This window comes from Halovivax asiaticus JCM 14624, assembly GCF_000337515.1.
GTDB classification, from domain to species: domain Archaea; phylum Halobacteriota; class Halobacteria; order Halobacteriales; family Natrialbaceae; genus Halovivax; species Halovivax asiaticus.
Genome location: NZ_AOIQ01000011.1, coordinates 49,834 through 71,733, shown reverse-complemented (window position 1 = coordinate 71,733; position 21,900 = coordinate 49,834). Strand labels below are relative to the sequence as shown.

The 21,900-nt window shown below is 67.3% G+C and carries 22 protein-coding genes and 2 tRNA genes; 20 read left to right on the top strand and 4 right to left on the bottom strand.

Going from position 1 to position 21,900, the window contains the following annotated elements; genetic code table 11:
- Nucleotides 1–74 precede the first annotated feature (74 nt).
- Nucleotides 75–635, top strand: coding sequence for a TATA-box-binding protein (locus tag C479_RS06500; RefSeq protein WP_007699688.1), 561 nt, complete (start codon nucleotides 75–77; stop codon nucleotides 633–635).
- Nucleotides 636–913: 278 nt separating this feature from the next.
- On the opposite strand, the gene C479_RS06495 is transcribed toward C479_RS06500, so the two are convergent.
- Nucleotides 914–984: transfer RNA gene (locus C479_RS06495), tRNA-Gly, on the bottom strand.
- A gap of 196 nt (nucleotides 985–1,180) precedes the next feature.
- Here C479_RS06495 and C479_RS06490 point away from each other — a divergent pair.
- Both C479_RS06490 and C479_RS06485 read left to right on the top strand, forming a co-directional pair.
- On the top strand, nucleotides 1,181–2,176 hold the full coding sequence (locus C479_RS06490) for a hypothetical protein (protein ID WP_049907124.1): 996 nt from the start codon (nucleotides 1,181–1,183) through the stop codon (nucleotides 2,174–2,176).
- A 312-nt stretch (nucleotides 2,177–2,488) separates the two neighbouring features.
- Nucleotides 2,489–3,283, top strand: coding sequence for an NAD+ synthase (locus C479_RS06485; RefSeq protein ID WP_007699684.1), 795 nt, complete (start codon nucleotides 2,489–2,491; stop codon nucleotides 3,281–3,283).
- Nucleotides 3,284–3,337: 54 nt separating this feature from the next.
- Here the strand turns inward: C479_RS06485 and C479_RS06480 are convergent, their stop codons facing one another.
- Complete coding sequence (locus tag C479_RS06480; protein WP_007699683.1) at nucleotides 3,338–4,051, bottom strand: enoyl-CoA hydratase/isomerase family protein; 714 nt, start codon at nucleotides 4,049–4,051, stop codon at nucleotides 3,338–3,340.
- 60 nt (nucleotides 4,052–4,111) lie between these two features.
- On the opposite strand from C479_RS06480, the gene C479_RS06475 reads away from it, so the two are divergent.
- The 3 genes from C479_RS06475 to C479_RS06465 all read left to right on the top strand — a co-directional run bounded on the left by C479_RS06475 (nucleotide 4,112) and on the right by C479_RS06465 (nucleotide 5,826).
- A complete protein-coding gene (locus tag C479_RS06475) occupies nucleotides 4,112–4,849 on the top strand; it encodes a DUF7114 family protein (RefSeq protein WP_007699679.1) in 738 nt (245 codons plus the stop codon).
- A gap of 107 nt (nucleotides 4,850–4,956) precedes the next feature.
- Nucleotides 4,957–5,028: transfer RNA gene (locus C479_RS06470), tRNA-Thr, on the top strand.
- Nucleotides 5,029–5,580: 552 nt separating this feature from the next.
- Nucleotides 5,581–5,826 carry a hypothetical protein gene (locus tag C479_RS06465; protein WP_007699676.1) on the top strand — a complete coding sequence of 82 codons (246 nt, stop codon included), beginning with the start codon at nucleotides 5,581–5,583 and terminating at the stop codon, nucleotides 5,824–5,826.
- Nucleotides 5,827–5,965: 139 nt separating this feature from the next.
- Here the strand turns inward: C479_RS06465 and C479_RS06460 are convergent, their stop codons facing one another.
- Complete coding sequence (locus tag C479_RS06460) at nucleotides 5,966–8,062, bottom strand: hypothetical protein (protein ID WP_007699672.1); 2,097 nt, start codon at nucleotides 8,060–8,062, stop codon at nucleotides 5,966–5,968.
- 167 nt (nucleotides 8,063–8,229) lie between these two features.
- On the opposite strand from C479_RS06460, the gene C479_RS06455 reads away from it, so the two are divergent.
- The 14 genes from C479_RS06455 (at nucleotide 8,230) to C479_RS06390 (ending at nucleotide 19,698) form a co-directional block, all read left to right on the top strand.
- The gene (locus C479_RS06455; protein ID WP_007699670.1) at nucleotides 8,230–8,421 is read left to right on the top strand and encodes a CbtB domain-containing protein; all 192 of its coding nucleotides are present in this window, start codon (nucleotides 8,230–8,232) and stop codon (nucleotides 8,419–8,421) included.
- Nucleotides 8,421–9,212 carry a CbtA family protein gene (locus C479_RS06450; protein ID WP_007699668.1) on the top strand — a complete coding sequence of 264 codons (792 nt, stop codon included), beginning with the start codon at nucleotides 8,421–8,423 and terminating at the stop codon, nucleotides 9,210–9,212. Before C479_RS06455 ends, C479_RS06450 begins: the two co-directional genes overlap by 1 nt.
- 3 nt (nucleotides 9,213–9,215) lie before the next feature.
- The gene (gene cobA, locus C479_RS06445; RefSeq protein ID WP_007699665.1) at nucleotides 9,216–10,115 is read left to right on the top strand and encodes a uroporphyrinogen-III C-methyltransferase; all 900 of its coding nucleotides are present in this window, start codon (nucleotides 9,216–9,218) and stop codon (nucleotides 10,113–10,115) included.
- Between the two features lie 175 nt (nucleotides 10,116–10,290).
- Nucleotides 10,291–10,848: a precorrin-6Y C5,15-methyltransferase (decarboxylating) subunit CbiT gene (gene cbiT / locus C479_RS06440; protein WP_007699663.1), complete on the top strand. Its 558-nt coding sequence runs from the start codon at nucleotides 10,291–10,293 to the stop codon at nucleotides 10,846–10,848.
- The gene (locus C479_RS06435; RefSeq protein WP_007699661.1) at nucleotides 10,845–11,732 is read left to right on the top strand and encodes a cobalt-factor II C(20)-methyltransferase; all 888 of its coding nucleotides are present in this window, start codon (nucleotides 10,845–10,847) and stop codon (nucleotides 11,730–11,732) included. Before cbiT ends, C479_RS06435 begins: the two co-directional genes overlap by 4 nt.
- Nucleotides 11,729–12,649, top strand: a complete 921-nt coding sequence (locus C479_RS06430) for a cobalt-precorrin-4/precorrin-4 C(11)-methyltransferase (RefSeq protein ID WP_007699658.1) — start codon at nucleotides 11,729–11,731, stop codon at nucleotides 12,647–12,649. The genes C479_RS06435 and C479_RS06430 overlap by 4 nt, the downstream gene beginning before the upstream one ends.
- Nucleotides 12,650–12,652: 3 nt before the next feature.
- Complete coding sequence (cbiG, locus tag C479_RS06425) at nucleotides 12,653–13,648, top strand: cobalt-precorrin 5A hydrolase (protein WP_007699656.1); 996 nt, start codon at nucleotides 12,653–12,655, stop codon at nucleotides 13,646–13,648.
- Complete coding sequence (locus C479_RS06420; RefSeq protein ID WP_007699654.1) at nucleotides 13,645–14,574, top strand: precorrin-3B C(17)-methyltransferase; 930 nt, start codon at nucleotides 13,645–13,647, stop codon at nucleotides 14,572–14,574. The genes cbiG and C479_RS06420 overlap by 4 nt, the downstream gene beginning before the upstream one ends.
- 19 nt (nucleotides 14,575–14,593) lie before the next feature.
- Nucleotides 14,594–15,595, top strand: coding sequence for a precorrin-3B C(17)-methyltransferase (gene cobJ / locus C479_RS06415; protein WP_007699652.1), 1,002 nt, complete (start codon nucleotides 14,594–14,596; stop codon nucleotides 15,593–15,595).
- A 20-nt stretch (nucleotides 15,596–15,615) separates the two neighbouring features.
- Nucleotides 15,616–15,930 carry a ferredoxin gene (locus tag C479_RS06410; protein WP_007699649.1) on the top strand — a complete coding sequence of 105 codons (315 nt, stop codon included), beginning with the start codon at nucleotides 15,616–15,618 and terminating at the stop codon, nucleotides 15,928–15,930.
- Nucleotides 15,927–16,610, top strand: coding sequence for a hypothetical protein (locus C479_RS06405; RefSeq protein ID WP_007699645.1), 684 nt, complete (start codon nucleotides 15,927–15,929; stop codon nucleotides 16,608–16,610). The genes C479_RS06410 and C479_RS06405 overlap by 4 nt, the downstream gene beginning before the upstream one ends.
- Nucleotides 16,607–17,953: a CbiX/SirB N-terminal domain-containing protein gene (locus tag C479_RS06400; protein WP_007699642.1), complete on the top strand. Its 1,347-nt coding sequence runs from the start codon at nucleotides 16,607–16,609 to the stop codon at nucleotides 17,951–17,953. Before C479_RS06405 ends, C479_RS06400 begins: the two co-directional genes overlap by 4 nt.
- A 24-nt stretch (nucleotides 17,954–17,977) precedes the next feature.
- On the top strand, nucleotides 17,978–18,355 hold the full coding sequence (locus C479_RS06395; protein WP_007699639.1) for a DUF3209 family protein: 378 nt from the start codon (nucleotides 17,978–17,980) through the stop codon (nucleotides 18,353–18,355).
- A gap of 2 nt (nucleotides 18,356–18,357) precedes the next feature.
- Nucleotides 18,358–19,698 carry an outer membrane protein assembly factor BamB family protein gene (locus C479_RS06390; RefSeq protein WP_338034091.1) on the top strand — a complete coding sequence of 447 codons (1,341 nt, stop codon included), beginning with the start codon at nucleotides 18,358–18,360 and terminating at the stop codon, nucleotides 19,696–19,698.
- Nucleotides 19,699–19,708: 10 nt separating this feature from the next.
- On the opposite strand, the gene C479_RS06385 is transcribed toward C479_RS06390, so the two are convergent.
- Nucleotides 19,709–21,802 (bottom strand): hypothetical protein, encoded by a 2,094-nt coding sequence (locus C479_RS06385; protein ID WP_007699627.1) that lies wholly within the window; start codon nucleotides 21,800–21,802, stop codon nucleotides 19,709–19,711.
- Nucleotides 21,803–21,900: the final 98 nt, after the last annotated feature.

The window sequence follows — 21,900 nt, the reverse complement described above, 5'->3', positions numbered from 1 at the left end:
CGGTCGCCAACGCTGACTAATCAGTGAGCGGTACCAACCTTTATAAAGGTTAAATACGTCTTTTTAAGCGACCAATGACGGATCCGAAGGACACCATCAACATCGAGAACGTGGTGGCGTCGACCGGTATCGGGCAGGAACTCGACCTCCAGAGCGTCGCGATGGACCTCGAGGGGGCCGACTACGACCCCGAGCAGTTCCCCGGTCTCGTCTACCGCACCCAGAATCCCAAGTCCGCTGCACTCATCTTCCGCTCCGGGAAGATCGTCTGTACCGGCGCCAAGAGCACCGACGACGTCCACGAGAGTCTCCGCATCGTCTTCGACAAGCTGCGCGAGCTCCAGATTCAGGTCAACGAAGACCCCGAAATCGTCGTCCAGAACATCGTCACCTCGGCCGACCTCGGGCGCAACCTCAACCTGAACGCGATCGCGATCGGGCTCGGCCTGGAGAACATCGAGTACGAACCCGAGCAGTTCCCCGGCCTCGTCTACCGCCTCGACGAGCCAGAAGTCGTCGCGCTGCTGTTCGGCTCCGGCAAGCTCGTCATCACCGGCGGCAAGCGACCCGTCGACGCCGAACACGCCGTCGACAAGATCGTCTCCCGGCTCGAGGACCTCGGCCTGCTCGAGTGAGGCCGCTCGGCAGCCGGCGCACCGTCCCCGAGATTCTTCTCTTCCGCTCGACACGGTGACCGCTCGGCGTCGCTTGGTCTCCGTCTCTTGCCCAGCCGCTGTGAGAGTGGTGTTTTCACGACTGCTCGTGGATGGAACGACCGGGCGCGTCCCAGAATGGCCGGCCGGGAATTGAACCACGCCCAGACGTTCCTGCTCGCTTCGCTGCGCGGGCTGCGACTGGTCTCTTTCAATTCCCTCGATAGCGCATCCGCTCCTCACGTTCGTTCGTCGCAGGATGCGCCGGCCGGGAATTGAACCCGGGCTATTAGCTTGGGAAGCTAATGTCCTACCACTGGACCACCGGCGCACACGTCACTTCGTTCCTCGTGCCCCGAGGATCGCAAATCCGGCGGATTTGCTCACCACTGGCGCGCTTCCACGTCGACGTATGGCGGTCATCCCTCTTGAACGAACCGCTTCCGCGACGATCGGTCCGATGGCGTGACCGTCAGCCAAATTGTCGACTGCGAAACCCATTGGTGCTGCGCGTAGGAGACGAGGTCATGCGTCGTAGAGACTATCTCTCCTGTATCGGTGCCGCGGGGATCGGCGGCGCCGGCGCGGTCGGGTCGGATCGCGCCGGTGGCCCTCCGTTGCAGTCGATCGAACGGGTGGGTTCGTCGGAGGAGGTCACCGTGACGCTGAACTCGGCGATGTTGTTCGAGGTCGCCGTCCCAGACGGCGTCGATCCGGTCGACGTCGACTGGGCCCTCGGTGACCTGTCCGGCGGTCCCCTCCTCGACCTTTCGTACGCGACCGGAAACGCCACCAGATCGGCTCGCTTCGAGGAATCAGGGTCGTATACGATACGCGCCAGTCACGACGGGACGACCGTCGAGTGGGCAGTGACGGCGGCCGAAGACGGCCGCGACCCGCCGCGGATCGACTCGCTGTCGACGAGGCCCGGCCCCGACGAGACGATCGGCGTCGCCGATTCCGTGGAGATCGTCGCGGACGCGCTCGACGACGCGGGCGACCTGGAGCGCCTCGTCTGGGTCGAGGGACGAAACTACACCGTCGTCGCCGTTCACGAGATCGAGGGCGAATCGGACACGACGACGCTTTCGCTCGACGAGGCACCCCACTGGATCCAGTACGGGTATCCGACCGTGGCGTATCCAATCTGTGCGGACGGTCGACTCGGCGAGGGGGCCACCAGCGACGGGCCATCCGTCCGCCAGCCGTTCGCGCTCGAACTCGTCGAGACCAACGCCCCTGTGACCGCCGGCGACCGATTCACGGCGACGGTCTCGGTCGCGAACGTCGGCGACATGATGATGGTCGGACCGAACACCCAGGGCGTCCGCCTCGTCGTCGGCGACGAGGTGGTCGACAGCCAGTCAGTAACGCTGGACTGGAACGAGTCGACGACGATCGAACTCGGCTACGCGACCTACCCCGTCGAGCGGGACGTCACGTTCCCGATCCGTGTGGCGTGTGCGGACGATGCGGTGACCCGGGAGATTCACGTGACGGCCAACGATGGCGCCGACGACTGATCGTTCATCGTTTTGCTTGTCATCCGATCCACAACCGTTGCGTTCAACCTCAGTTTCGGTGTTCGGAGCGAAACAAGAGTACCAAATTTGGCGGTGGGTACCTTCACTGCCGTACCGAGGTGAGTGGACGGCGGCTCCGATCCACCTCGGATCACGTGCCGATCTGAGCGGTTGCTTTGCGAATGTGGCTGAAGTACATCGAAAACTGAACGTTCACTATAGGACTGTCGAGGTATGTTTCCTTATCGGACACTTGTCCACGGATTTCGCACTGACCGAGGCTATTTGGTCGCTGCCGGGTAATGGGCGGCCATGATCGATCTTCGATTCGCCGCGGACGAACTCGAGACGCGGCGGGAACACATCGTCGGTTTCGTTCGCGATCAGGTCGACGCCGCGGGCGTCGACGGCGCCGTCCTCGGCCTCTCCGGTGGGATCGACAGCACACTCACCGCGTACCTGGCGACGGAGGCACTGGGATCCGAGAACGTCCACGGGCTCGTCTTGCCCGCCCGCGTCAGCGCCGACGAGCACATGAGCGACGCCGAACGCGTTGCCCAGGATCTGGAACTGCCCTACGACGTCTTCGAAGTCGAACCCGTCGTGGACGCCCTCCTCTCGGCCTATCCCGAAGCCGAGGGCGACCATCGGGCGGTCGGCAACGCCCGCGCTCGCGTGCGAGCGGTGTTCAACTACCTCGTCGCGAATCACGAGAACCGGCTGGTGCTGGGTACCGGCAACCGCAGCGAGGCCGCCGTCGGCTACTTCACCAAGTACGGCGACGGCGCCGTCGACTGCCACCCGATCGGGAACCTCTACAAGGCCCAGGTACGCCAGCTCGCCAGTCACGTCGGCGTCCCGGACGCCCTCGTCGAGAAGACGCCGACCGCGGAACTCTGGGCGGGTCAGACAGACGAGGAGGAACTGGGGCTCACCTACGACACGCTCGACGCCATCCTGGCGACCCACGTCGACGGCCCCCTCTCGGTCGCGGCGACGGCGCGCGAGCTCGACGTCGACGAAGAGACCGTCGAGCACGTTCGCGCGCTGTACGAGGCGAGCGAACACAAGCGATCGGCGCCGCCGGCGCCCGAACCGATCGAGTGAGACGATTGTCAGATACCTGGAACGCCAGGGAGGAGCAGGCTCACGTCTTCGCCGTCACTCGCGAAGCGCTCGAACGTCGTCCCGGTGGCGCTCGACGGACTCACCGAATGCGACTGCTTCCCGCTGTTCTTGCGTGGAGAGAGCGTCACAATCACGAATGCGGTCGGCGAGGCGTGCCATCGTCCCCGATGGATTCGTCGCGAGCTGTGTTGGGACCGCCATCGGATCATCGACGAGACGACTGACCAACCCCATCCGGCGGGCCGTCTCGGCGTCGATCGTCCGCCCGGACAGCGCGAGATCCATGGCGTTGCCCTCGCCGACGATGCGTGGGAGCCTGACGGTGCCACCCCACGCGCCGAAGAGACCGAAGGTGACGCCGGGTTCGCCGAAGGTGGATCGCGGGGTGGTGACTCTGAGGTCACAGGCTAGCGCGAGCTCGAGGCCGCCGCCCATCGCCGGGCCGTCGATCGCGGCGACGACGGGCGTCTCGCAATCTTCGATCGTCCGCGCGACGCGCTGGCCCAGTCGGGCGAAGTCCGCGCCCGTCTCGCGGTCGAGTTCGGCGACCGCGTCGAGATCCGCACCGGCGCAGAACGCCTCGCCGGCCCCCTGGAGGGCGACGACGGCGACGTCTTCGCGTTCGTCGGCCGTTTCGACGGCGCTCGCGAGCGCTTCGAGCCCCGCGGGCGTGAGCGCGTTGCGCGCCGCCGGTCGGTTCAGGACAACCCGCACCACCCCCGTATCGGCTTCGGCAGTTTCGATCATACGTCGTTCCTCTGGGCACTTTCCAAAGGTCTTTGCGTCCGCCGGCGCAACGGCTGGATGATGGATCGGGTCGCCCGGTGCCGACGAACTGTCCGCGAGGCTGTGGCCGACGTGTCGCCACCGCCGCTGCGACGTCGGCTCTACGACGAGATCGACGCGAACGCACTGACGCCCGCCGTTCTCACCGTCGAGAGTGCGCTTGCGGCCGATCCGAGCGCCGACCTCGCGGCCGTTCGCGAACTCGCCGCGGGCACCCAGTTGATCTACGACGGACTGGCGCTCACCCGGGAGCTGGCCCACGTGACGCCGTGGTCCGACGCCGAATCCGAGGTCGATGGTGGCGTCGAAACCCATGCAGGCGACGATGCCGACACCCACGCGGACACCGATGTCACTGTCGAAGCGGATGCCGACGCGGACCTCGCGATCGTCGCCGCCGACGTGCTCGTCGCGCGCGGCTTCTCAATCCTGTCGCGCACCGACGCCGCCGATCGCGCCGTCGAGACGATTCAGGCCTTCGGTCGCGACCAGACGACCCGCCGCGACGCCGCCGACCCCGGCGCGATCGACGCCCGCCTCGAACGCGACGTCCTCGAATTGGCCGTCGAGACGGGTGCCGCGGCTGTCTCCAAACCGCCGGCACCGGCGCTTTCCGACCTCGCGGCCACCCTCGCCGATCGAGCCGATACCACGCTCCCACCGGCGGAGCGCTGGCTGCACACGAGCGACGCCACCACAGTCGACGGCCTCGCCAGCGACGGCGGCGCCGCGGATCACGTCACTGAAGGCGTCGAGTAGGCCGTTGGATCGTCACTGGTCCCTCCCGGGTGTGACCAAACCACACGACGCCGCGGCGCTCAGGATCGAAACGGATTTACCTACCTCCAAGCAACACTGACTTGCGCGCCTGGGTAGCTTAGCGGTAAAGCGCGTCCTTGGTAAGGACGAGAGCCCGGGTTCAAATCCCGGCCTAGGCTCTGATTACTGGCACTCACCTCGCGAGGAGCGGTCGCTCCGAGCGAACGCTGATGGCAGCAGTGAGCAAGATCCGGGATTTGAAGCACGCGAGTCGCACGCTCACGAGCGAAGCGCGGTTCGGAGCGAAGTGCCAACCGCGATGCGAACGGTGTAACCGTGAGCGAAGCGAGTGAGACCGTCTCGCCATCGGGTCAATCCGGCCACATGCCTCCGCGCTGAAGGCGGCCGACTCGTTTTCTATCTCCTCCCGAGAACTATTGATTCCACTGTCTAAACAGTAACTATAATACAATTCACGTCAACTGGCCATACGGAAGCCGCGTCCGCATGGGTACGAAAGTGCCCCGGGTGGTGATGACACCCGGGACGTGGCTTCCGAAACCCCCATGAGGGTTTTCGTTAGCCATGTTCCGAAACACGCCTTCGAGACAAAAAGGTCTCGCACGCCCGTTGGCTAGGGAGTCGTATCGCTATCCGTCGAATACTTTAGATTCTGGAGGGTGGGTACCGTGGTCCCCTGGTAGGTCGTCCAGGCTACGGTGGGAGCTCGGATGAGTACCGTCGACGACAGCGCCGGCGAGCCGGCTCCGGACCGCGAGTGCTACCGGTGCGATCGCAACGCGGCCCCGCAATTTCTCTTCCGGATCGACGTCACACCGCCGGAGCCGCTGTCGGCAAAGTACGCTGACTCCGTGCGACATTGCTGTGAGCACTGTGTGGCTGCGATGAATCTGTCCGAATTCTTGGAGCAGGTGAAAGCCCGTGCGCGGCGGGGGAGTGAGTCGGTAGACGGGTGAGGTCGGTCACCGCTGCCGTGTGATTCTGCGGTGACCACTTTCAGGAACAGTTCTGTAACGGCCACGGAGGCCCGTACACCAATTTTCCGTCGGTGTCGCGAGACGCCGCGACCTGGAACGATTCCCTATGTCGAGCGTGTCAACCGCTGTTCTCGCCCGTTCTCCGGGTGAGCGTCGGCCTCTGGAGCGCTTCGTCGTCCGTCGTGGTCAGTAAACGGTTGTCGAGCCGGACGGTGACTCCGTCGTCGTCGACGAACGCTGCGGCTTCCCCCGGCGTGACCGGAAGTTCTTGCTCCGCATCGGCGCCGACCAGCCAGTACCCGTCGCGGGCGGACTCCTCGTACGGTCGGGTGAGGACGCTGTCTCCGGTGCTGGTCTTCGCGACCGATCCCTGTCGCATGACGTCGGTGGGGTAATAGCGGATCGTGGCGGTATACCGGTCGGTCTCGGTCGCGGTGAGATCGACGATCGTCGGCGAATTACTCACCTGGCGGACGACCGTCACGGACGCGTCGCCGACGAATCGGAGATCGACTTCGCGATCGAGGCCGGCCGTGTACGCCGCGTCCGCGACCGAGAAGCCGGCGAGCAACTGGGTGAGGGTGGCCCGAACCGCGGCCGGACTCGGCGCGCCGTCGGTGAGCACGACCGCGATCGCTCCGGCAGCGACGAGTGCGTCACCGATCGGCCCGGGCGAGGTCTCGGCGAGCCAGACGACCGGCGAGCCGACGGCCCCCAGCTCGTCGAACGGGAGCGTCCGGTCTGCACAGCGAATCCCCGCTTCGGTGGTCGGGTTCTCACAGTACAGGGCGGTTCGATCAGCTTCGAGCGCGTCGTGGAGGGCGGCCGCCGTGGGCTGTTCGAGGACCGAGATCACCGTCTCGTCGGTGCGCTCGGCGAACCGACGGAACGCTCGTCCCCGGTCCGCGTCGGCCGTCACGAGCGTGAGGTGGGCGGAGTCGGTCGTGGTGCGTTCGAGACGCTGTCCGCGCTCCATCGCGTCCGGGTGCAGGCGGCAGGTTCCCGGCGTGGCGTCGGAGAACGTGTGCGCGCTCAGCAGTGCGCCGGGTCGTCTCACGCCGCTGGCCGAGTCGCCCTCGGCGGCTGGGCTCTCGCCGGCCGGAATCGTCGGGGGAACGCACTCGACGGATCGGGCGACGTCGATCCGCGCGAGTTCGTGAAGCAGCGACGGAAGCACCGCGACATCTTCTGGTTCCGGGCGCAACACGGCGCGCTTCGGCCAGCGCGCCAGGAACGGTGAGAGCACGTCGCGGGACACGTCGAGGTACTCGAGCAATTGATCGGCGAGCGGAAGGTCGTAGAGGTTCGGCGGGTAGAACGGCAGTTGCGGTGCCAGCTGGTCGTACTCGGCCTTCTCCAGTGACTGGTAACCGCCAGCTCTCACGAGCGAGTCGAGCAGCAGACACCGGGAGAGGATGTCGGCAACGCGCTCGTCGACGCCGGCGCGCTCGGTGACGAGCGGTTCGACGTGGCCGTTCTCGAGGACGAGCGCGGGGGTGTCAGCTGGGGTGAGCTCGGCGCCGAGGTAGAACGCCAGCGGCGCCACCTGGTAGCAGTGTTCGTACGTCGGGGGAATGCGGATCTCCACGCCGGTTTCCGGGATTCGGAGCTCCGGCGGCACGTCTAGCTCGTCCCCGCGCTCGATCGCTGGCGGGTGCTGTCTGAGCGTGGGCCAGGAGCGCTCGCAGGTGAACTCCTTGATCGAGGTGGCCAGGTAGGGGAGGGCTTCGAGGAGGGTTTCGGGGTCGTCGGGAACCGTGATCGTCGCCGTCGGATGCGAGCGGAGTGAGCGGGCGCCGATCGCTACTATCGTGGGCTCGTCGAAGCGCAGATCGACGATCGCCTGATCGTCGTCGATGTGCTGTTCGGCGCTGACCGCTGCGTTCTCGATCCGGAGGTGAATCTTTACCGTTCCGGTGATCGAGGCGTAGTACGTCCCGTTCGGAACCTCGTTTCGGCCGTCGGAGAGTTCGGCCACCGGTGTCCCGTTCCCGTCCCAGAGCGTTCGCCCGACCGTTCCCTGCAACCGCATCCGGGAGACGGTGACGGAGACTGCGTCGTCGATGGGAAACAAGAACAGGTCCGGCATCGCTGGCTCGAGGGCCGGTTCCCCGTCGACCTCGATTCGCACTTCGGCACGTTCGATCTCGTCCCCCACGCGAACGGTCGAGCCGTCCCGTTCGATAGTAACGGGTGAGTTGGGACTGCGATCCATCGCGTCTTCTGGGCGTTCGTCCGTCCAGGATATATTTTTTGCCGTCTCCGGTCTGTTCGACGATTGCGTCGTTCTGTTCCAGTGGGTCGTCGGGGTGCCGGCGTGGTAGCCAGAGGCTCCCACCGCAACCTTTACAACTTAGCTTTCAGTATACCAAATCAGATTTCATGACTGTCGCCGAATCGGACACCGTCCGAAACCGCGTTCGGATCGCCCAAGAGACGATGACACCGGGACAACTGGCCGCCCTGCTCGCGTTCGGGGCCGCCATCGCGTTCGCGCTGGTGTTCGTCCAGGAACCGCTCGTGCACGACTCCCTCCACGACTTCCGGCACGCAGCCGGGATCACCTGCCACTGATGCTCGCCGACTACCTGAAACGCGGCGTGGCGGCGGGGCTGGTCGCCGGCGTCGCGTACGGACTGTACATCGTCCTCGTCGCCTCCCCGTTGCTGGGCGCTGTCCACGGACTCGGCGGCGGCCACGACTCCGACCACGCCCACGGGGGCGAGGCCGGGCACGGACACGCTCACGAAGCGGGCGGCGCTCACGGGCACGAGCACGCCGAAGCCGTCTCGGAGACGACGGCCGCGATCGTCAGCGCCGGGAGCGGTGTGCTGTGGGCGATCCTGCTGGCCGGTACGTTCGCCATCGCGTACTACCTGTTCGAGCCGGCGCTGCCGGGCGATGTCGTCGGGAAGGCGCTGACGCTCGCCGCGGCCGGGTTCTTCTCGGTATCCCTCCTGCCGTGGCTCGTCTTGCCGCCGATGGTTCCCGGCGCCGAGGCGAGTCTCGGGATCGACGCCAGGCTGGCGACCTACGCCGGACTGGTCGCCGCTGGCGCACTCGCCTCGGGCCTCTCGCTCGCCGGCTACCGTCGACTGGCAGCCGGCGGGCGCTATCGTGCGATCGCGCTGGCGTCGCTCCCGATCGCGGTCGTCGTCATCGCCGCTGCGACGCTCGCCCCGTCGATCGTCACGCAACCGGCGATCGCGGGGGACCTCGTCACTGCCGTGCAGGGGGCCACCGTCCTGAGTCAGGCCGCACTCTGGGCGTGTCTCGCCGGCTGCTTCGCGTGGTTCCACCGCCGCGCCGGGAACGCGGGGACCGATCGACTCGAAACCGACGCTGCGTCGCTCCCGACCGCCTGACCGATGCTCGAGGACCCACCCGACTGGCTGGCGCGTCGACCCGACGACGCCGGGGGATCGAATCGCGACGACGCGACGACCTGTCCCCCATTCGACTACGCGGCCGAGCGGACGATCCCGGCACGCGGGCGCGCCACGCCCGGCACCGTCTCCCTGATCGGGGCGGGACCGGGCGATCCCGACCTGTTGACGATCAGAGCCCGGTGGGCGATCGAGACGGCCGACGTCATCTTCCACGATGCACTCGTCCGGGAAGCGATGATCGACCGGCTCCCCGACGCTGCCGAGATCGTCGACGTCGGCAAGCGCGCGTCGGCGAAAACGCCACAGTCGACGATCAACGATCGCCTCGTCTCGCGGGCGAGAGACGACGAGGCCGTCGTCCGACTGAAGGGCGGCGATCCGTTCGTCTTCGGCCGCGGCGGCGAGGAGGCCCAGCACCTCGCCGCGCACGACGTGCCGTTCCAGATTGTCCCCGGCGTGTCGAGCGTCCTCGGGGCGCCCGGCATCGCCGGCATCCCGCTGACCCACCGCGACGTCGCGTCGCGATTCACCGTCATCACCGGCCACGAGACGCCGGACAAGGAGACGAGCGCGCTCGACTGGGAGGCCATTGCCGCCGACGTCGACCGTGGCGGGACCCTCGTCGTGCTGATGGGCGTACGAACGCTCGAGCGCAACGTGGCCGCGTTGCGGTCCCACGGCGTGAGCGCGGAGAAACCCGTCGCGCTCGTCCAGAAGGCCACCTGGGTGGACCAGCACGTCGTCCGCGGGACGCTGGCGACGATCGTCGATCGGGCCGACGAATCCGACGTGGCGCCACCCGCGACGGCGATCGTCGGCGACGTAGCCGCGATTCGAGACGCGGTCGAATCGGCACTCGTCCCGTTCGACCCCGCGTGAGAATGTCGCCGATCGGTGTCCCGTCGGTGGGAGTTTCGGGTCCCGTCAAACCGCCGATCGCCGTCCCGTCGGTGTCGCACACCCTGCCTCTGGCGTCGCGACCGCCCTGGTTGAAAGTTAGAATGCAATAGTCCAAGCACAATTGTTTTATTGGATCGCGAAGACAGTCCGGACGATGGAACAGGTTACCCTCCCACACGACGCGAGAGCCGGGCCGACGAAACCGGCGGTACGGGCCGTGACCGCTCAGCAACTCGCGGTCCGGCCCACGGATCACGTCGTCGACGTCGGTTCGTGTACCGGCGCGGTCACCATCGAACTGGCTCGTCGGGCCGAACGCGTGACCGCGATCGAGCGCAAGCCAGAACGCCTCACGGTGACCGAGCAGAATCTCGCGGCGAACGAGTACGACGCCGACGTTCGACTGCGCGAAGCCGAAGCGCCGGCGGGGCTCCCCGACGACGCGGACGCGATGTTCGTCGGCGGGAGCCGCAACTTCGAGGCCGTGCTCGACCACGCCGTCGAGACCGGCGTCGACCGCGTCGTGATGAACGTCTCCAGGCTCGAGATCGCCGGCGAGGTCGTCGAAGCCTTCCGCGAACGCGACCTCCTCGAGGACGTCCTGCAGGTGCAGGTGAGCCACGGCTACGAACTCGCCGGCGCGACGAGCTTCGACGCGAACAATCCCGTGTACATCGTCGTCGGCCGTCGTGACGCGGAGGGGCTGGCGTGACGCCGGCCATCTCGGGTTCGGAACCGGCGACGGGTTCGGACCCTGACACGCCGACCGTCTACGGCGTCGGCCTGGGTCCCGGCGACGCCGACCTGGTAACCGTCCGAGGGCGTGCGGTCCTCGAATCGGTCGAGACCGTCTACTCGCCCGGTCGCCTCTCGCGGTCGGTCGCGACGGAGTACGTCGACGAGGCCACGATCGGCGATCTCGAGTTCCCGATGACTCGCGACCCCGACCGACTCCGGGCAGCCTGGACGGAAGCCGCCGAGGTCGTCGCCGCACGGGCTCGCGAGGCCGACGTCGCCTTCGTCACGCTGGGCGATCCGAACGTCTACTCGACGTTCGGCCACCTCCGTCGGACGCTCGAGGCCTTCCACCCCGACGTCGCGCTCGACGTCGTTCCGGGCGTGAGCGCGATGACCGCGTTCGCGACGGCGCTGGGCGTCGAGATCGCGGCCGGGACCGGACTCGCGCTTCGGGAGGCCGCCGACGGCGCGGCGCCGACGGGACCCGATCGACTGATTCTGTTCAAGGTCACCGACGCCCCGACGACCCACGAGAAACTCACCGACGCGGGCTACGAGGTCCGCTTCGGGCGGCGACTCTTCATGGAGCACGGCGAGACGATCGTCACCGACGATCCCGCCGATCTCGCCGAGCGCGACTACTACACGCTCGCCTACGCCGAGAAGGAGAGCTTCGAGGTCGAGCAAGCGACGGCGGCGTTCCTGACCGACGGCGAGTCGGACGGCGCTTCGACCGAGAGCGGGGGCGACGACGGATCGGCGACGAGCGGTGAACCGATCGCGGACGGGGGCGACGAACTGGTTGCCCTCGAGCGCGCCGACGGCCGTGGGGGAGGCGACTGTGGGGGACACCGATGAGCGACGCTAGCGCGCCGAACGACCCGCAGGCCGCGATCGACTCGCAGGGCCGGCGCCGCGGCGAGGAACTCGACGACCGGATCTTCGAGCACAGCGCCGGCGACGAACAGGTTGGGATTCCCTTCGTCGGCGCCGGCCCCGGCAACCCGCGCTTGTTGACCGTTGCGGGGAAGGAACTGCTCGAGACGGCCGACCTCGTCGTCCACGCGGGTTCGCTGGTCAACAGCGAGCTGTTGGACGAGTATTGCGACCACGCGAAACTCGTGAATTCGGTCGGAAAGGACCTGGAGGAGCTTATTCCGCTGATGCGGGACGCCTACGAAGACGGTGACGAGGTCGTCCGCCTACACAGCGGCGATCCCGCGGTCTACGGGGCCGCCCTGGAGCAGATGGACGCGCTGGAACACGAGGGCGTGCCGACCTACTTCGTGCCGGGCGTCACGTCGGCTTTCGCGGCCAGTGCGACGCTGCGGACCCAGCTGACACTCAACGAGGTCTCGAACCACGTCGCGTTCACCCGGCCGCAGGGCAAGACCCTGAGCCCGGAGGAGGACCACATCTCCGACTTCGTGGAGATGGGCGACGTGACGACCTGCATCTATCTCGGGACCCACGCGGTCCGCGACACGATGGACCGTCTGCTCGAGGACGACCACGACCCCGAAACGCCGGTCGCGGTGATCTACCACGCCTCCTGGCCGGACGAGGATGTGATCGTGGGGTCTATCGACGACATCGCGGAGAAGGTGGAGGAAGCAGGGTATCGAGCGTCGGCACTGGTCGTCATCGGCGACGCGGTGACCGGCGCGGGATACGAACGATCCTACCTCTACGGCGACTGGGCGAATCGGGGCTCGGGCTCGAGCGACGCGGACACACAGACGAACGAAACGGAAACGCAAGCGGGAGACGACTGACTCATGAGTACGGACAACGCTGACAACGCGAACGACGATTCGGGATCGGACTCCGGCGGCGCACACTGTTCGACGGCGGACTCGGACGGCGAAGTCGCCGAGGAGATTGCGATCATCTCCTTCGGCCGGAAGATGGACACCGCCGAGGAGATCAAAGCCGAGATCGGCGATCGCTACGAGGCGATCGACATCATCGAGTACCACGGCGACGTCTTCGAGGAGCACTGGGGCGAGTACGACTGCTTCATCGGCCTCATGGCCTCGGGGATCGCGATGCGGAAGACGGCGAACCTGCTCGACGACAAGTGGGACGATCCCGCGATCTGCGTCGTCGACGAGGAGCTGACGTGGGCCATCCCGATCACGGGCGGCCACCACGGGGCCAATCAGGTGGCCCAGGATCTGGCGACGATGGGCGCCGTCCCGGCGATGACCACCGCCAGCGAGGCCGCCGGGAAGCAGGGTGTCGAGTCCAAGGCGAAGGCGATGGACACCCACGTCGTCAACGGCGACTCGACGGTCAAGACTAACCTCGCCGTGCTGGACGACGAACTCGGGCCCGTCGCCCGACTCGACGGCCCCAAAGCCGTCCTTGTCGGCGACGATGTCACCGTCCTCAAGCGCAACAAAGACGACGGCGTCGTACTTGGCACCGGCAGCGTCTCGGGTGCGGACAAGGAGGCCTTCCTCGCCGCGTGGGAGGAAGCCCTCGAGCAAACCGACTACGACCTCGAGAACGTCGAGTTCGTCGCCACCGCGACCCGGAAGGAAGACGAGGAGGGCTTGCTCGAGGCGGCCCAGGAACTCGATCTCGGCGTGGTCACCTTCGACAAGGAGACGCTGCTGGCCCACGAGGGGCCGACCCCCTCGAAATCGAAGGAGTTGATCGGCTGGCCCGGCGTTTCCGAGGCCTCCGCGATCGCGGGCGGGGCTGAGCAGGAACTGGTCCTCGAGAAGCTCAGCTACGAAAACGAGGTCACGGTGGCGATCGGTCGATGAGTTCGGACGCCGAGGCCACCGAGATGGACGCGACCGCGGACGCCGCCGGCGGCACCCCCGACGACCACGGCACTCTCTACGTTGTCGGCATCGGTCCCGGCCTGCCCGACCACATGACCAAGCGAGCGAAGGAGGTCATCGAGTCCTCGGAGGTCGTCATCGCCTCGAGTCTCTACCAGGAGTTCCTGCGCGACGACGGCACTCTACTGCCGGAAGAAGAAACGGACGAGGACGGCATCGCGGTCCGTGAGGAAAGCACCGAAGCGCGAGCCGAAGGCGACCGCGAGGACGGCTTCGAGCAGGAGATCGTCCGCTCGACGATGGGCCGCCAGATCGAACTCACCCGGGCGGCGTTCGATCACGTCCGAGAAGGGAAAGACGTGGCCCACGTCTCCGGCGGCGACCCCTCCGTCTACGGCAAGTCCGACCTCGTCTTCAAAATGGCCGAGGAGGAGGACGCGACGGACGTGCCGATCGAGATCGTCCCCGGCATGACGGCGGCGCTGGGCGGCGCGGCCAACGTCGGCGCGCCGCTGTGCAACGACTTCTGTACGGTTTCGCTGTCGGACAAGTGGCGCGGCTGGGACGAGATCGAGGAGAAGCTCCGAGCGGCCGCGATCTCGGACTTCGTGATCGTCCTCTACAACTGCTGGCGCAACTACGAGAAAGCGGTCGATATCGTCCGCGAGGAGCGAACCGACGACGCCCGCGTGGCGATCGTCAACGACGCTGGCCGAGCCGATGCGGGCCGGAACGGCGAGAGCCAGTTCATTACGACACTCGGCGAGGCCGCCGACCACGACGACAAGGTGTCTGGGATGGGTACCTCGCTGATCATCGGCACCCACGAGACCGAGACCTGGCGCAACGACGACCGAACGTACCTCGTCACCCCGCGCGGCGGGCGTGACGTCGACGACTTCTGAAACTGACAGACACGAACCCATGAGTACGGATACCAACGCAGACGCAGACGCCGAACCGACTTCCAAATGCGGCGGCTCGAGCGCCAGTACCGAACCCGAGACCGAGAGCGCCGACTCGGGCTCGACGTGCGGCGGCTCCTCGAGTTCGTCCTCGTCATCGAGCGGCTCGAAATGCGGGGCCTCGACCGCCAACGACTCGGGCAGCACCGAGAAGGAGGTCGGCGCGACGATCGAGGACTTCGATGCCGAGCCCGGCCAACTGGTCGCGGTCGGTCTCGGGCCCGGCCACCCCGAGGGGATGACCGACCGGGCGAAGACGGCGCTGTTCGAGGCCGACCACATCGTGGGCTACACGACCTACATCGAACTTATCCCGGACGAGATCACCGAGGCGGCCGACGACATCTACGACACGCCGATGTGCGGCGAGGTCTCCCGGACCGAGGAGTCGATCGACCGCGCGCTCGCGGGCAACGACGTCGCCATCGTCGGCAGCGGCGACCCGAACGTCTACGCGCTGGCGGGACTGGCATTGGAGATCCTCGAGTCGAAGGGAGCGACGGCCTCGATGGTCGACTTCGACGTGGTGCCGGGGGTCCCCGCGGCGCAATCCTGTGCGGCCCGCCTCGGCGCACCGCTCGTGAACGACACGGTCTCGATCTCGCTGTCGGACCACCTCGTGCCGATGCCCGAGATCGAGTCGCGACTGCACGCGGTCGCGAGCGAGAACTTCGCGATCACGATCTACAACCCCTGGAGCCGCAAGCGCCGGGCGAACTTCGAGAAGGCCTGTGAGATCCTGCTCACCCACCGCGAGCCCGAGACGCCCGTCGGGATCGTCCACGGCGCCGGTCGCGAGGACGAGCAGGTGATGATCACCGAACTCGCGGAACTCGAGGAGTTGGGCGAGAGCGAACTCGTGGACATGACCACCACGATCGTCGTCGGCACCGAGGACACGTACGTCTGGGACGACCGGATGGTCACCCCGCGTGGCTACGAGACGAAGTACGACTACTGAGGACTCGAGCAGGACACACCATGACTGAATACGTTGTTACCCTGGAAAAGGAAGCCTGCGACGGTATCTTCGCCTGCCTCACCCGCGATCCGCGGTTCGTCGAGGCCGACGATGGTTTGGCGACGATCGACCCCGACGCGGATCCGATTTACGACGCGACGGGCGAGGAGACCGTCGCCGTCGACGACGATCGGGTCGTCGCCACGTTCGACGACGAGCGACTCGCGGCGGCCAGACAGGCGGCTGCGGCGTGTCCCACGGGTGCGATCGAGGTCCGCGACGTGGACGACCCGACGATCGGTGTGGACGAACAACCGACCGAGGTAGACGAATGACCGACGCATCGCCATTGGCGTGCGAGCGACCGTCGGACCTCCTGGCCGGTCATCCCGCCACGGCGTACTTCTGGGGTCACGTCGCCGCCAGCGGGACGGTCACGGCGGACGGGATCGAGGTCGTGGCGAACGACGAGGCGTCGGCCGCAACCCTCGCGGCCATCGCCGGCGGCGAGTCCGCCGATCTCGATTGCGAGACGGTGACCCGCGAGTACGCTCACGACGCCTCGATCACCCGAACCGAGGACGAGTACGCGGTCTCGATCGACGGCTCGGTCTGCGACGGCCCGAGCGGGTCCCTCGGGATGCCCGTCGACGGCCGCGGGAACTACCGATTCGCCGCGTTCGCCGCTCACGACCGAGCGCTCCTCCGGGGCCTGCTCGAAGGCTGCGGGACGGTCTGCTACAAGTCCTCGAGTGACACCGTGGGAATCTCGTTCGTCCACGACGACCGCAAGGTACTCGAAACCGTCGACGACGCGCTAGCCGCCTGTCCAGTCGACGCGCCGACGGGTGAGATCGCCGAGACGTCGTCCGGCGGCTACTGGTTCGGCCTCTCGGACGCGGCCGCCCCCGATTTCGGCAGGTGGGTCTACGGCGAGAGCGAGGCGACGGGACTGTACGCGCCGAGTCGGCGACGGAAACTCCGGCGCAGTCTCGAACGGGCCGAGAACGCATGACCGACGGTGAACCCGCTCCCGCCGCGGACGAGCATCGAGCGCTGGAAACCGGGGACGGCGATCGAGGGCTCGAACCCGAAGCGAAGCGGCGAGGCATCGGAGCGGAGGACCGGTCACTCGACGCCGAAGGCGAGTTCGCTGCCGACGCGCTCGCGACCGACGCCGTCCTCGTGGTCGGCCACGGCTCCCGGCGCGAGCGCTCGAACGAGCAGGTCCGCGAGGTCGCGGTGAGCCTCGAAGAGCGTCTGGGCGTGCCGGTCGATGCCGCCTACCTCGAACTCGCGGAACCCTCGATCCCAGACGCCATCGAGGGGCTCACACCGGCCTGCGAGCACCTGTCGGTCGTCCCGCTCGCGCTGTTCGGTGCGAGCCACACCAAGAGCGACGTGGCGCTTTCCGTCCAGACCGCTCGCGCCCGCCACGACGACCTGACGATTCACTACGGCGCTCACCTCGGGGTTCACCCCGCGCTCGTCGATCTGCTCGACGACCGGGTGCGATCGGTCGAAGCCGAGCTGGGCGTCGATCGGGCTGGAGACGACGTCGCGGTCGTCCTCTGTGCGCGGGGATCGAGCGATCCCGATGCCAACGCGGACGCCTCCAAACTCGCCCGGCTGCTCTACGAGGGCCGGTCGTTCACGCGGGTCGAGACGGCCTTCGTCGGGGTGACGACCCCCCGAACCCAGGACGCGCTCCACGCCGTCGCGAAGGATCGACCGGACGCGGTCGTCGTCCTTCCCTACATGCTCGGCGACGGCGTGTTGACCCGGCGGGTGCGAGAGCGAACCGCGGACTTCGACGCATCCTCCCCCTACGTCGCCGCGGCGGCGGGCGACCCGCTTGGCACCGACGACCGAATCGTGACGGTACTCGCGGATCGCGTCCGCGAGGCCCGAACCGACAGCGTCGAGATGGCCTGTGATACGTGCAAGTACAAGGTCGAACTCCAGGGGTACGAGGACGATCGGGGCGGCGCCCGCGCGACGTTGCGCTCGCTCGTCCATCAGGCCGAACACGCCGATCGGGACCGCGTCGACGACGAGCCACACGTCCACGACGCGCCGGCCCACCACGTCGCGGTCTGTACCAACCAGACCTGCGCCGCGGCGGGCGCCACCACGGTACTAGAGCGCCTCCGGCAGGCGGCACGCGACGCCGATGGCTGTGACGTCCACCTCACTCGCAGTTCCTGTCTCGATCAGTGCGGCGAGGGGCCGATCGTCGCCGTCTACCCCGACGGGATCTGGTACGGTGGAGTGACCCCCGACGACGCCGAACGCATCGTTTCGTCCCACCTCGAACGGGATCGCATCGTCTCCGATCTGGTCCAGCAGACGCTGTAGACCGAAAAACACGATACAACACCAATGGCTTGCGCTGAACTCGAAGCACTTCGACTCGCACTGATGAACGTAAACGGCACCGTCGACGAAACCGTCAAACGCCACGCCGAAGCCGAGATCGGCGACGCGCTCGACGAGAACGGCCCCATCGCGGCGCTGGCGTCCGCCGGCACCATCGACGACATCCAGCGCCATCTCGACGCGGCGCTCGTCGACCTCGAAGAAGACGCCTCGACGGTCGACCCGACTGATCCCGAGGGGGCGTACCTTCGTGGCCGCCTCGTCGCCGTCCGTGACGCCGAACAACGGCTTCGCCGGCTTCGCGAACGGACCGACGGCCTTCTCTCCGACCTCGGCGAGACGCATCATACCCTGCACGAGGCGTTCCCGACCGAGGAGTGACCATGACAGGGGTCGATAGGAGCGACGCCGGGAGCGTGGAATCGACGACCGACGGGCCAGGGCCACCGGCGCTGGACGCGATCACGCCCCTCGGTCAGATCGAACCCGCACGGAGTCGCCACATGTGGCGCCGATCCGGCGTCTGCGTTCACGACGGCCTGGTCGTCGCTTGCACCTGGAACGGCGAGATCGTCGCGTTCGATGTCGATGGCGGTTCCGACGAGTGCGCGCTCACCGAACGGTGGCGACGCTCGATTGCGGGCCATCCCGTCACCGTCGCCGCTGTCGATGACGCACTCGTCGTCGGCTGCCGTGGCGACAGAGGGCGAATCGCCGCACTCGACCGCGCCGACGGGACGACGAACTGGTCGTACGAGGGAGTCGCCGACGTCGGCGAGGCGAGTTCGGACAGCGTGTTCCACTGGCCGTACGTCGTGGCCGTCGTCGACGACGGGGACGGCGGCTGTGTCGCGGCCGTTCGCCGGTACGAGCACGACGGGCAGGATCGTCGCTGGCACAGCGCTATTTTGCGGTTCGATGCCGACGGTGCGGTCCGGTGGCGCGACGAGACCGACGCCTCCGTGATCGCGATCGATCGCGACGCGGCTGGCGACCACCTCGCCGTGGCCTACAACCGCTGTGGCGGCGACCACCAGCATGGCCTAGTCGTCCTCGAGGCAGCCTCGGGGTCGGTCGTCTGGGACTGGGATCCCGGGACCGAGGGGGAGAGGCGGGTCGGCGACGTCACTTTCGATCGTGAAACCGGTGCGCTCGTCGCGGCCAGCCACGGCGACTACTGCGGCTACCTGTTCGATTCGGATGGGGCTGTGGACGCGACCGGGTCCGGGAGTGAGCGTTCCCGGGTCGAACTCGCGACCGAACACCGGGTGGGAGACCAGACGCTCTACGCCTATCCGACGCACGCGTACGCCCACGACGGTCGGGTCGTGTTCGTCACCGGCAACACGTACGCGCGAGATGCTCGCGAGATAGCGGGGCGCCACCCTGGCGAGCATACGGCTTTCGGCTATCACGTCGACGGCGACACTGACGCGCCGCAGTTCCGGGCTTCCACCGGCGGCTTCGTCACCGAACTCGCCGCCGCCGGCTCGACGGTCGTGCTCCCCTCCGCTCAGCACTTCCGGGACCGGGACCCGGCGACACACGCGATCCGAGTACTCGATATCACGACCGGTGCCGTCGCGGCGAGTCCGACGGAGGGAATCGTCACGGCGGCATCGACAGACGGCCAGTTCCTCGCAGCCATCGAGGAACCGATCGCGTACCACGACGACGAGGGGACGCTCGGAGCGTACGCGTTGCACGTGGGCCGAGTGGTGTGATCGCTCCCGGCTACGGTCCGTCCTGTACGACTTCCTGGAGCGGGCACTCGCCGATGTCGGCGGTGGTCAGGAGACGGCCATCGAGCCGGACGGTGAACCCGTCGTTCTCGACGAGCGAGGCGACCTCCGCCGTCGTGATTGGCAGGGCCTGCTTCGCGTCCGCGCCGATCAACCAGTAGCCGTCGTGGTTACACTCCTCCAGTACCCGGCCGACGACGTCCTCCGCACTGACGGGTTTGACAGCCGTGCCCTGCCGGACGACGTCAGTAGGGTAACTCCGGATCGTGAAGGCGTAGCGGTCCTCGTCGACCGAGCGGACGTCGACGACCGTCGGTGTTTTGCTCACGCGCCGGACGATCGTCACGGACGCGTCGCCGACGAACCTGACGTCGACCGCGCGATCGACGTCGGCCGTGTACACCGCGTCGGCGACCGAGAACCCGGCGCACAGTTGGTCGAGCGCCCCGAAGACTGCATCCTGGTTCGCTGGTTCGTCGCAAAGGATGCCAGCGATCGCCCCGGCGGAAACGAGCGCCTCACCCGTTACGCCGGGCGCGACGTCGGCGAGCCAGACGACCGGCGAGCCGACGGCCCCCAGCTCGTCGAACGGGAGCGTCCGGTCTGCACAGTGAATCCCCGCTTCGGTGGTCGGGTTCTCACAGTACAGGGCGGTTCGATCCGCCTCGACCGCGTCGCGGAGAGCGGCCGCCGTGGGCTGTTCGAGGACCGTGACCGCCGTCTCGTGGCGAACCTGGTCGGCGAATTGTCGGAACGATCGGGCCCGCGCCGAGTCAACCGTCGCGAGCGTCAGCGACGCGCCGTCCGGCGTGGGACGTTCGACGGTCCGTGCCCGTTCCATCGCCTCCGGGTGCAACCGGCACGTTCCCGGTACCTGCGCCGGGAACGTGTGGGCGGTCAGTAGCGCATCCGACCGACGTTTTTCACCCCCTCGATCACGGCCCCCTCCAGTCGTCGAGTCGGACGGGACCGTCGGGGGAATCGCGTCGGGTGAGTGCGCGACGTCGATCCGCGCGAGTTCGTGAAGCAACGAGGGGAGTACCGCGACGTCTTCGGGATTCGGGCGCAACACGGCGCGCTTCGGCCAGCACGGGGTGAAGGGGTCGAGCACCTCGCGTGGCACCTCCAGGTACTCGAGCAACTGGTCAGCCGGGGGCAGGTCGTAGAGATTCGGCGGGTAGAACGGAAGCTGCGGGGCCAACCGCTCGTACTCGGCGTTCCCCATCGGCTGGTAGCCCGCTTCTCGCACCAGCGAGTCGAGCAACAGACATCGGTCGAGGAGATCCCCGACACGTTCGGCCAGGTCCGCGCGGCGCGTCTTCAGCGGTTCGACGTGACCGTTTTCGAGGACCAACGCCGGCGACTCGCCAGCGCTTACGTCTGCTCCGAGGTAGAACGCGAGCGGCGCCACCCGATAGCAGTGCTCGTACGTCGGCGGGATGCGGATTTCGATGCCCGTCTCCGGCGCCCGGAGTTCGGTTGGCACCTCCAGCTGCTCGCCCCGTTCGAGCGCCGGCGGGTGCTGCCTGATCGTCGGCCAGGACCGCTCACAGGTGTGTTCCTTGATCGAGGCCGCCAGGTACGGGAGCGCGTCGAGGAGTGCTCTGGGATCGTCGGGAACCGTGATCGTCGCCGTCGGATGCGAGCGAAGCGAGCGGGCGCCGATGGCCACCGACGTCGGCTCCTCGAAGCGCATCTCGACGATTGATCGCCCCGTCTCGTCCAGATGTTCCTCGGCCCAGAGGGTGGCGTCCTCGATCCGGAGGTGGAGCTTCACCGCGCCGGTGAGCGAGGCGTAGTACGTTCCACGCGGCACATCGCTGATTCCGTCCGCGATGGTTCCGATCTGGTTTCCGTTTGCATCCCAGAGCGTCTGACCGAACGTCTCCTCTAAGCGCAGCTGAGAGACGGTAACCGAGACCGCCTCGTCGACGGGAAACAGGAATACGTCGGGGAGGGCCGGCTCGAGTCCCGACGCTCCGTCGATCTCGATACGCAGTTCTGCCCGTTCGATATCGTCCCCGACGCGAACGATCGCCCCGTCCTGTTCGAAGGACACCGGCGATCGATGACTCCCGGAGTCCATTTTATCGAACCGTTCTGCGTCGACGAATAAACCTGTACCGGCTTCGGACCGGGCCCGGCGTGGAGATGGCCGCAGATTACGAGCCGGTCGCAGTCTGG

Coding starts and splice junctions, on each gene's coding strand:
- C479_RS06500 (WP_007699688.1), top strand. CDS start 75: ATGACGGATCCGAAGGACACCATCAACATCGAGAACGTGGTGGCGTCG.
- C479_RS06490 (WP_049907124.1), top strand. CDS start 1,181: ATGCGTCGTAGAGACTATCTCTCCTGTATCGGTGCCGCGGGGATCGGC.
- C479_RS06485 (WP_007699684.1), top strand. CDS start 2,489: ATGATCGATCTTCGATTCGCCGCGGACGAACTCGAGACGCGGCGGGAA.
- C479_RS06480 (WP_007699683.1), bottom strand. CDS start 4,051: ATGATCGAAACTGCCGAAGCCGATACGGGGGTGGTGCGGGTTGTCCTG.
- C479_RS06475 (WP_007699679.1), top strand. CDS start 4,112: ATGGATCGGGTCGCCCGGTGCCGACGAACTGTCCGCGAGGCTGTGGCC.
- C479_RS06465 (WP_007699676.1), top strand. CDS start 5,581: ATGAGTACCGTCGACGACAGCGCCGGCGAGCCGGCTCCGGACCGCGAG.
- C479_RS06460 (WP_007699672.1), bottom strand. CDS start 8,062: ATGGATCGCAGTCCCAACTCACCCGTTACTATCGAACGGGACGGCTCG.
- C479_RS06455 (WP_007699670.1), top strand. CDS start 8,230: ATGACTGTCGCCGAATCGGACACCGTCCGAAACCGCGTTCGGATCGCC.
- C479_RS06450 (WP_007699668.1), top strand. CDS start 8,421: ATGCTCGCCGACTACCTGAAACGCGGCGTGGCGGCGGGGCTGGTCGCC.
- cobA (WP_007699665.1), top strand. CDS start 9,216: ATGCTCGAGGACCCACCCGACTGGCTGGCGCGTCGACCCGACGACGCC.
- cbiT (WP_007699663.1), top strand. CDS start 10,291: ATGGAACAGGTTACCCTCCCACACGACGCGAGAGCCGGGCCGACGAAA.
- C479_RS06430 (WP_007699658.1), top strand. CDS start 11,729: ATGAGCGACGCTAGCGCGCCGAACGACCCGCAGGCCGCGATCGACTCG.
- cbiG (WP_007699656.1), top strand. CDS start 12,653: ATGAGTACGGACAACGCTGACAACGCGAACGACGATTCGGGATCGGAC.
- C479_RS06420 (WP_007699654.1), top strand. CDS start 13,645: ATGAGTTCGGACGCCGAGGCCACCGAGATGGACGCGACCGCGGACGCC.
- cobJ (WP_007699652.1), top strand. CDS start 14,594: ATGAGTACGGATACCAACGCAGACGCAGACGCCGAACCGACTTCCAAA.
- C479_RS06410 (WP_007699649.1), top strand. CDS start 15,616: ATGACTGAATACGTTGTTACCCTGGAAAAGGAAGCCTGCGACGGTATC.
- C479_RS06405 (WP_007699645.1), top strand. CDS start 15,927: ATGACCGACGCATCGCCATTGGCGTGCGAGCGACCGTCGGACCTCCTG.
- C479_RS06400 (WP_007699642.1), top strand. CDS start 16,607: ATGACCGACGGTGAACCCGCTCCCGCCGCGGACGAGCATCGAGCGCTG.
- C479_RS06395 (WP_007699639.1), top strand. CDS start 17,978: ATGGCTTGCGCTGAACTCGAAGCACTTCGACTCGCACTGATGAACGTA.
- C479_RS06390 (WP_338034091.1), top strand. CDS start 18,358: ATGACAGGGGTCGATAGGAGCGACGCCGGGAGCGTGGAATCGACGACC.
- C479_RS06385 (WP_007699627.1), bottom strand. CDS start 21,802: ATGGACTCCGGGAGTCATCGATCGCCGGTGTCCTTCGAACAGGACGGG.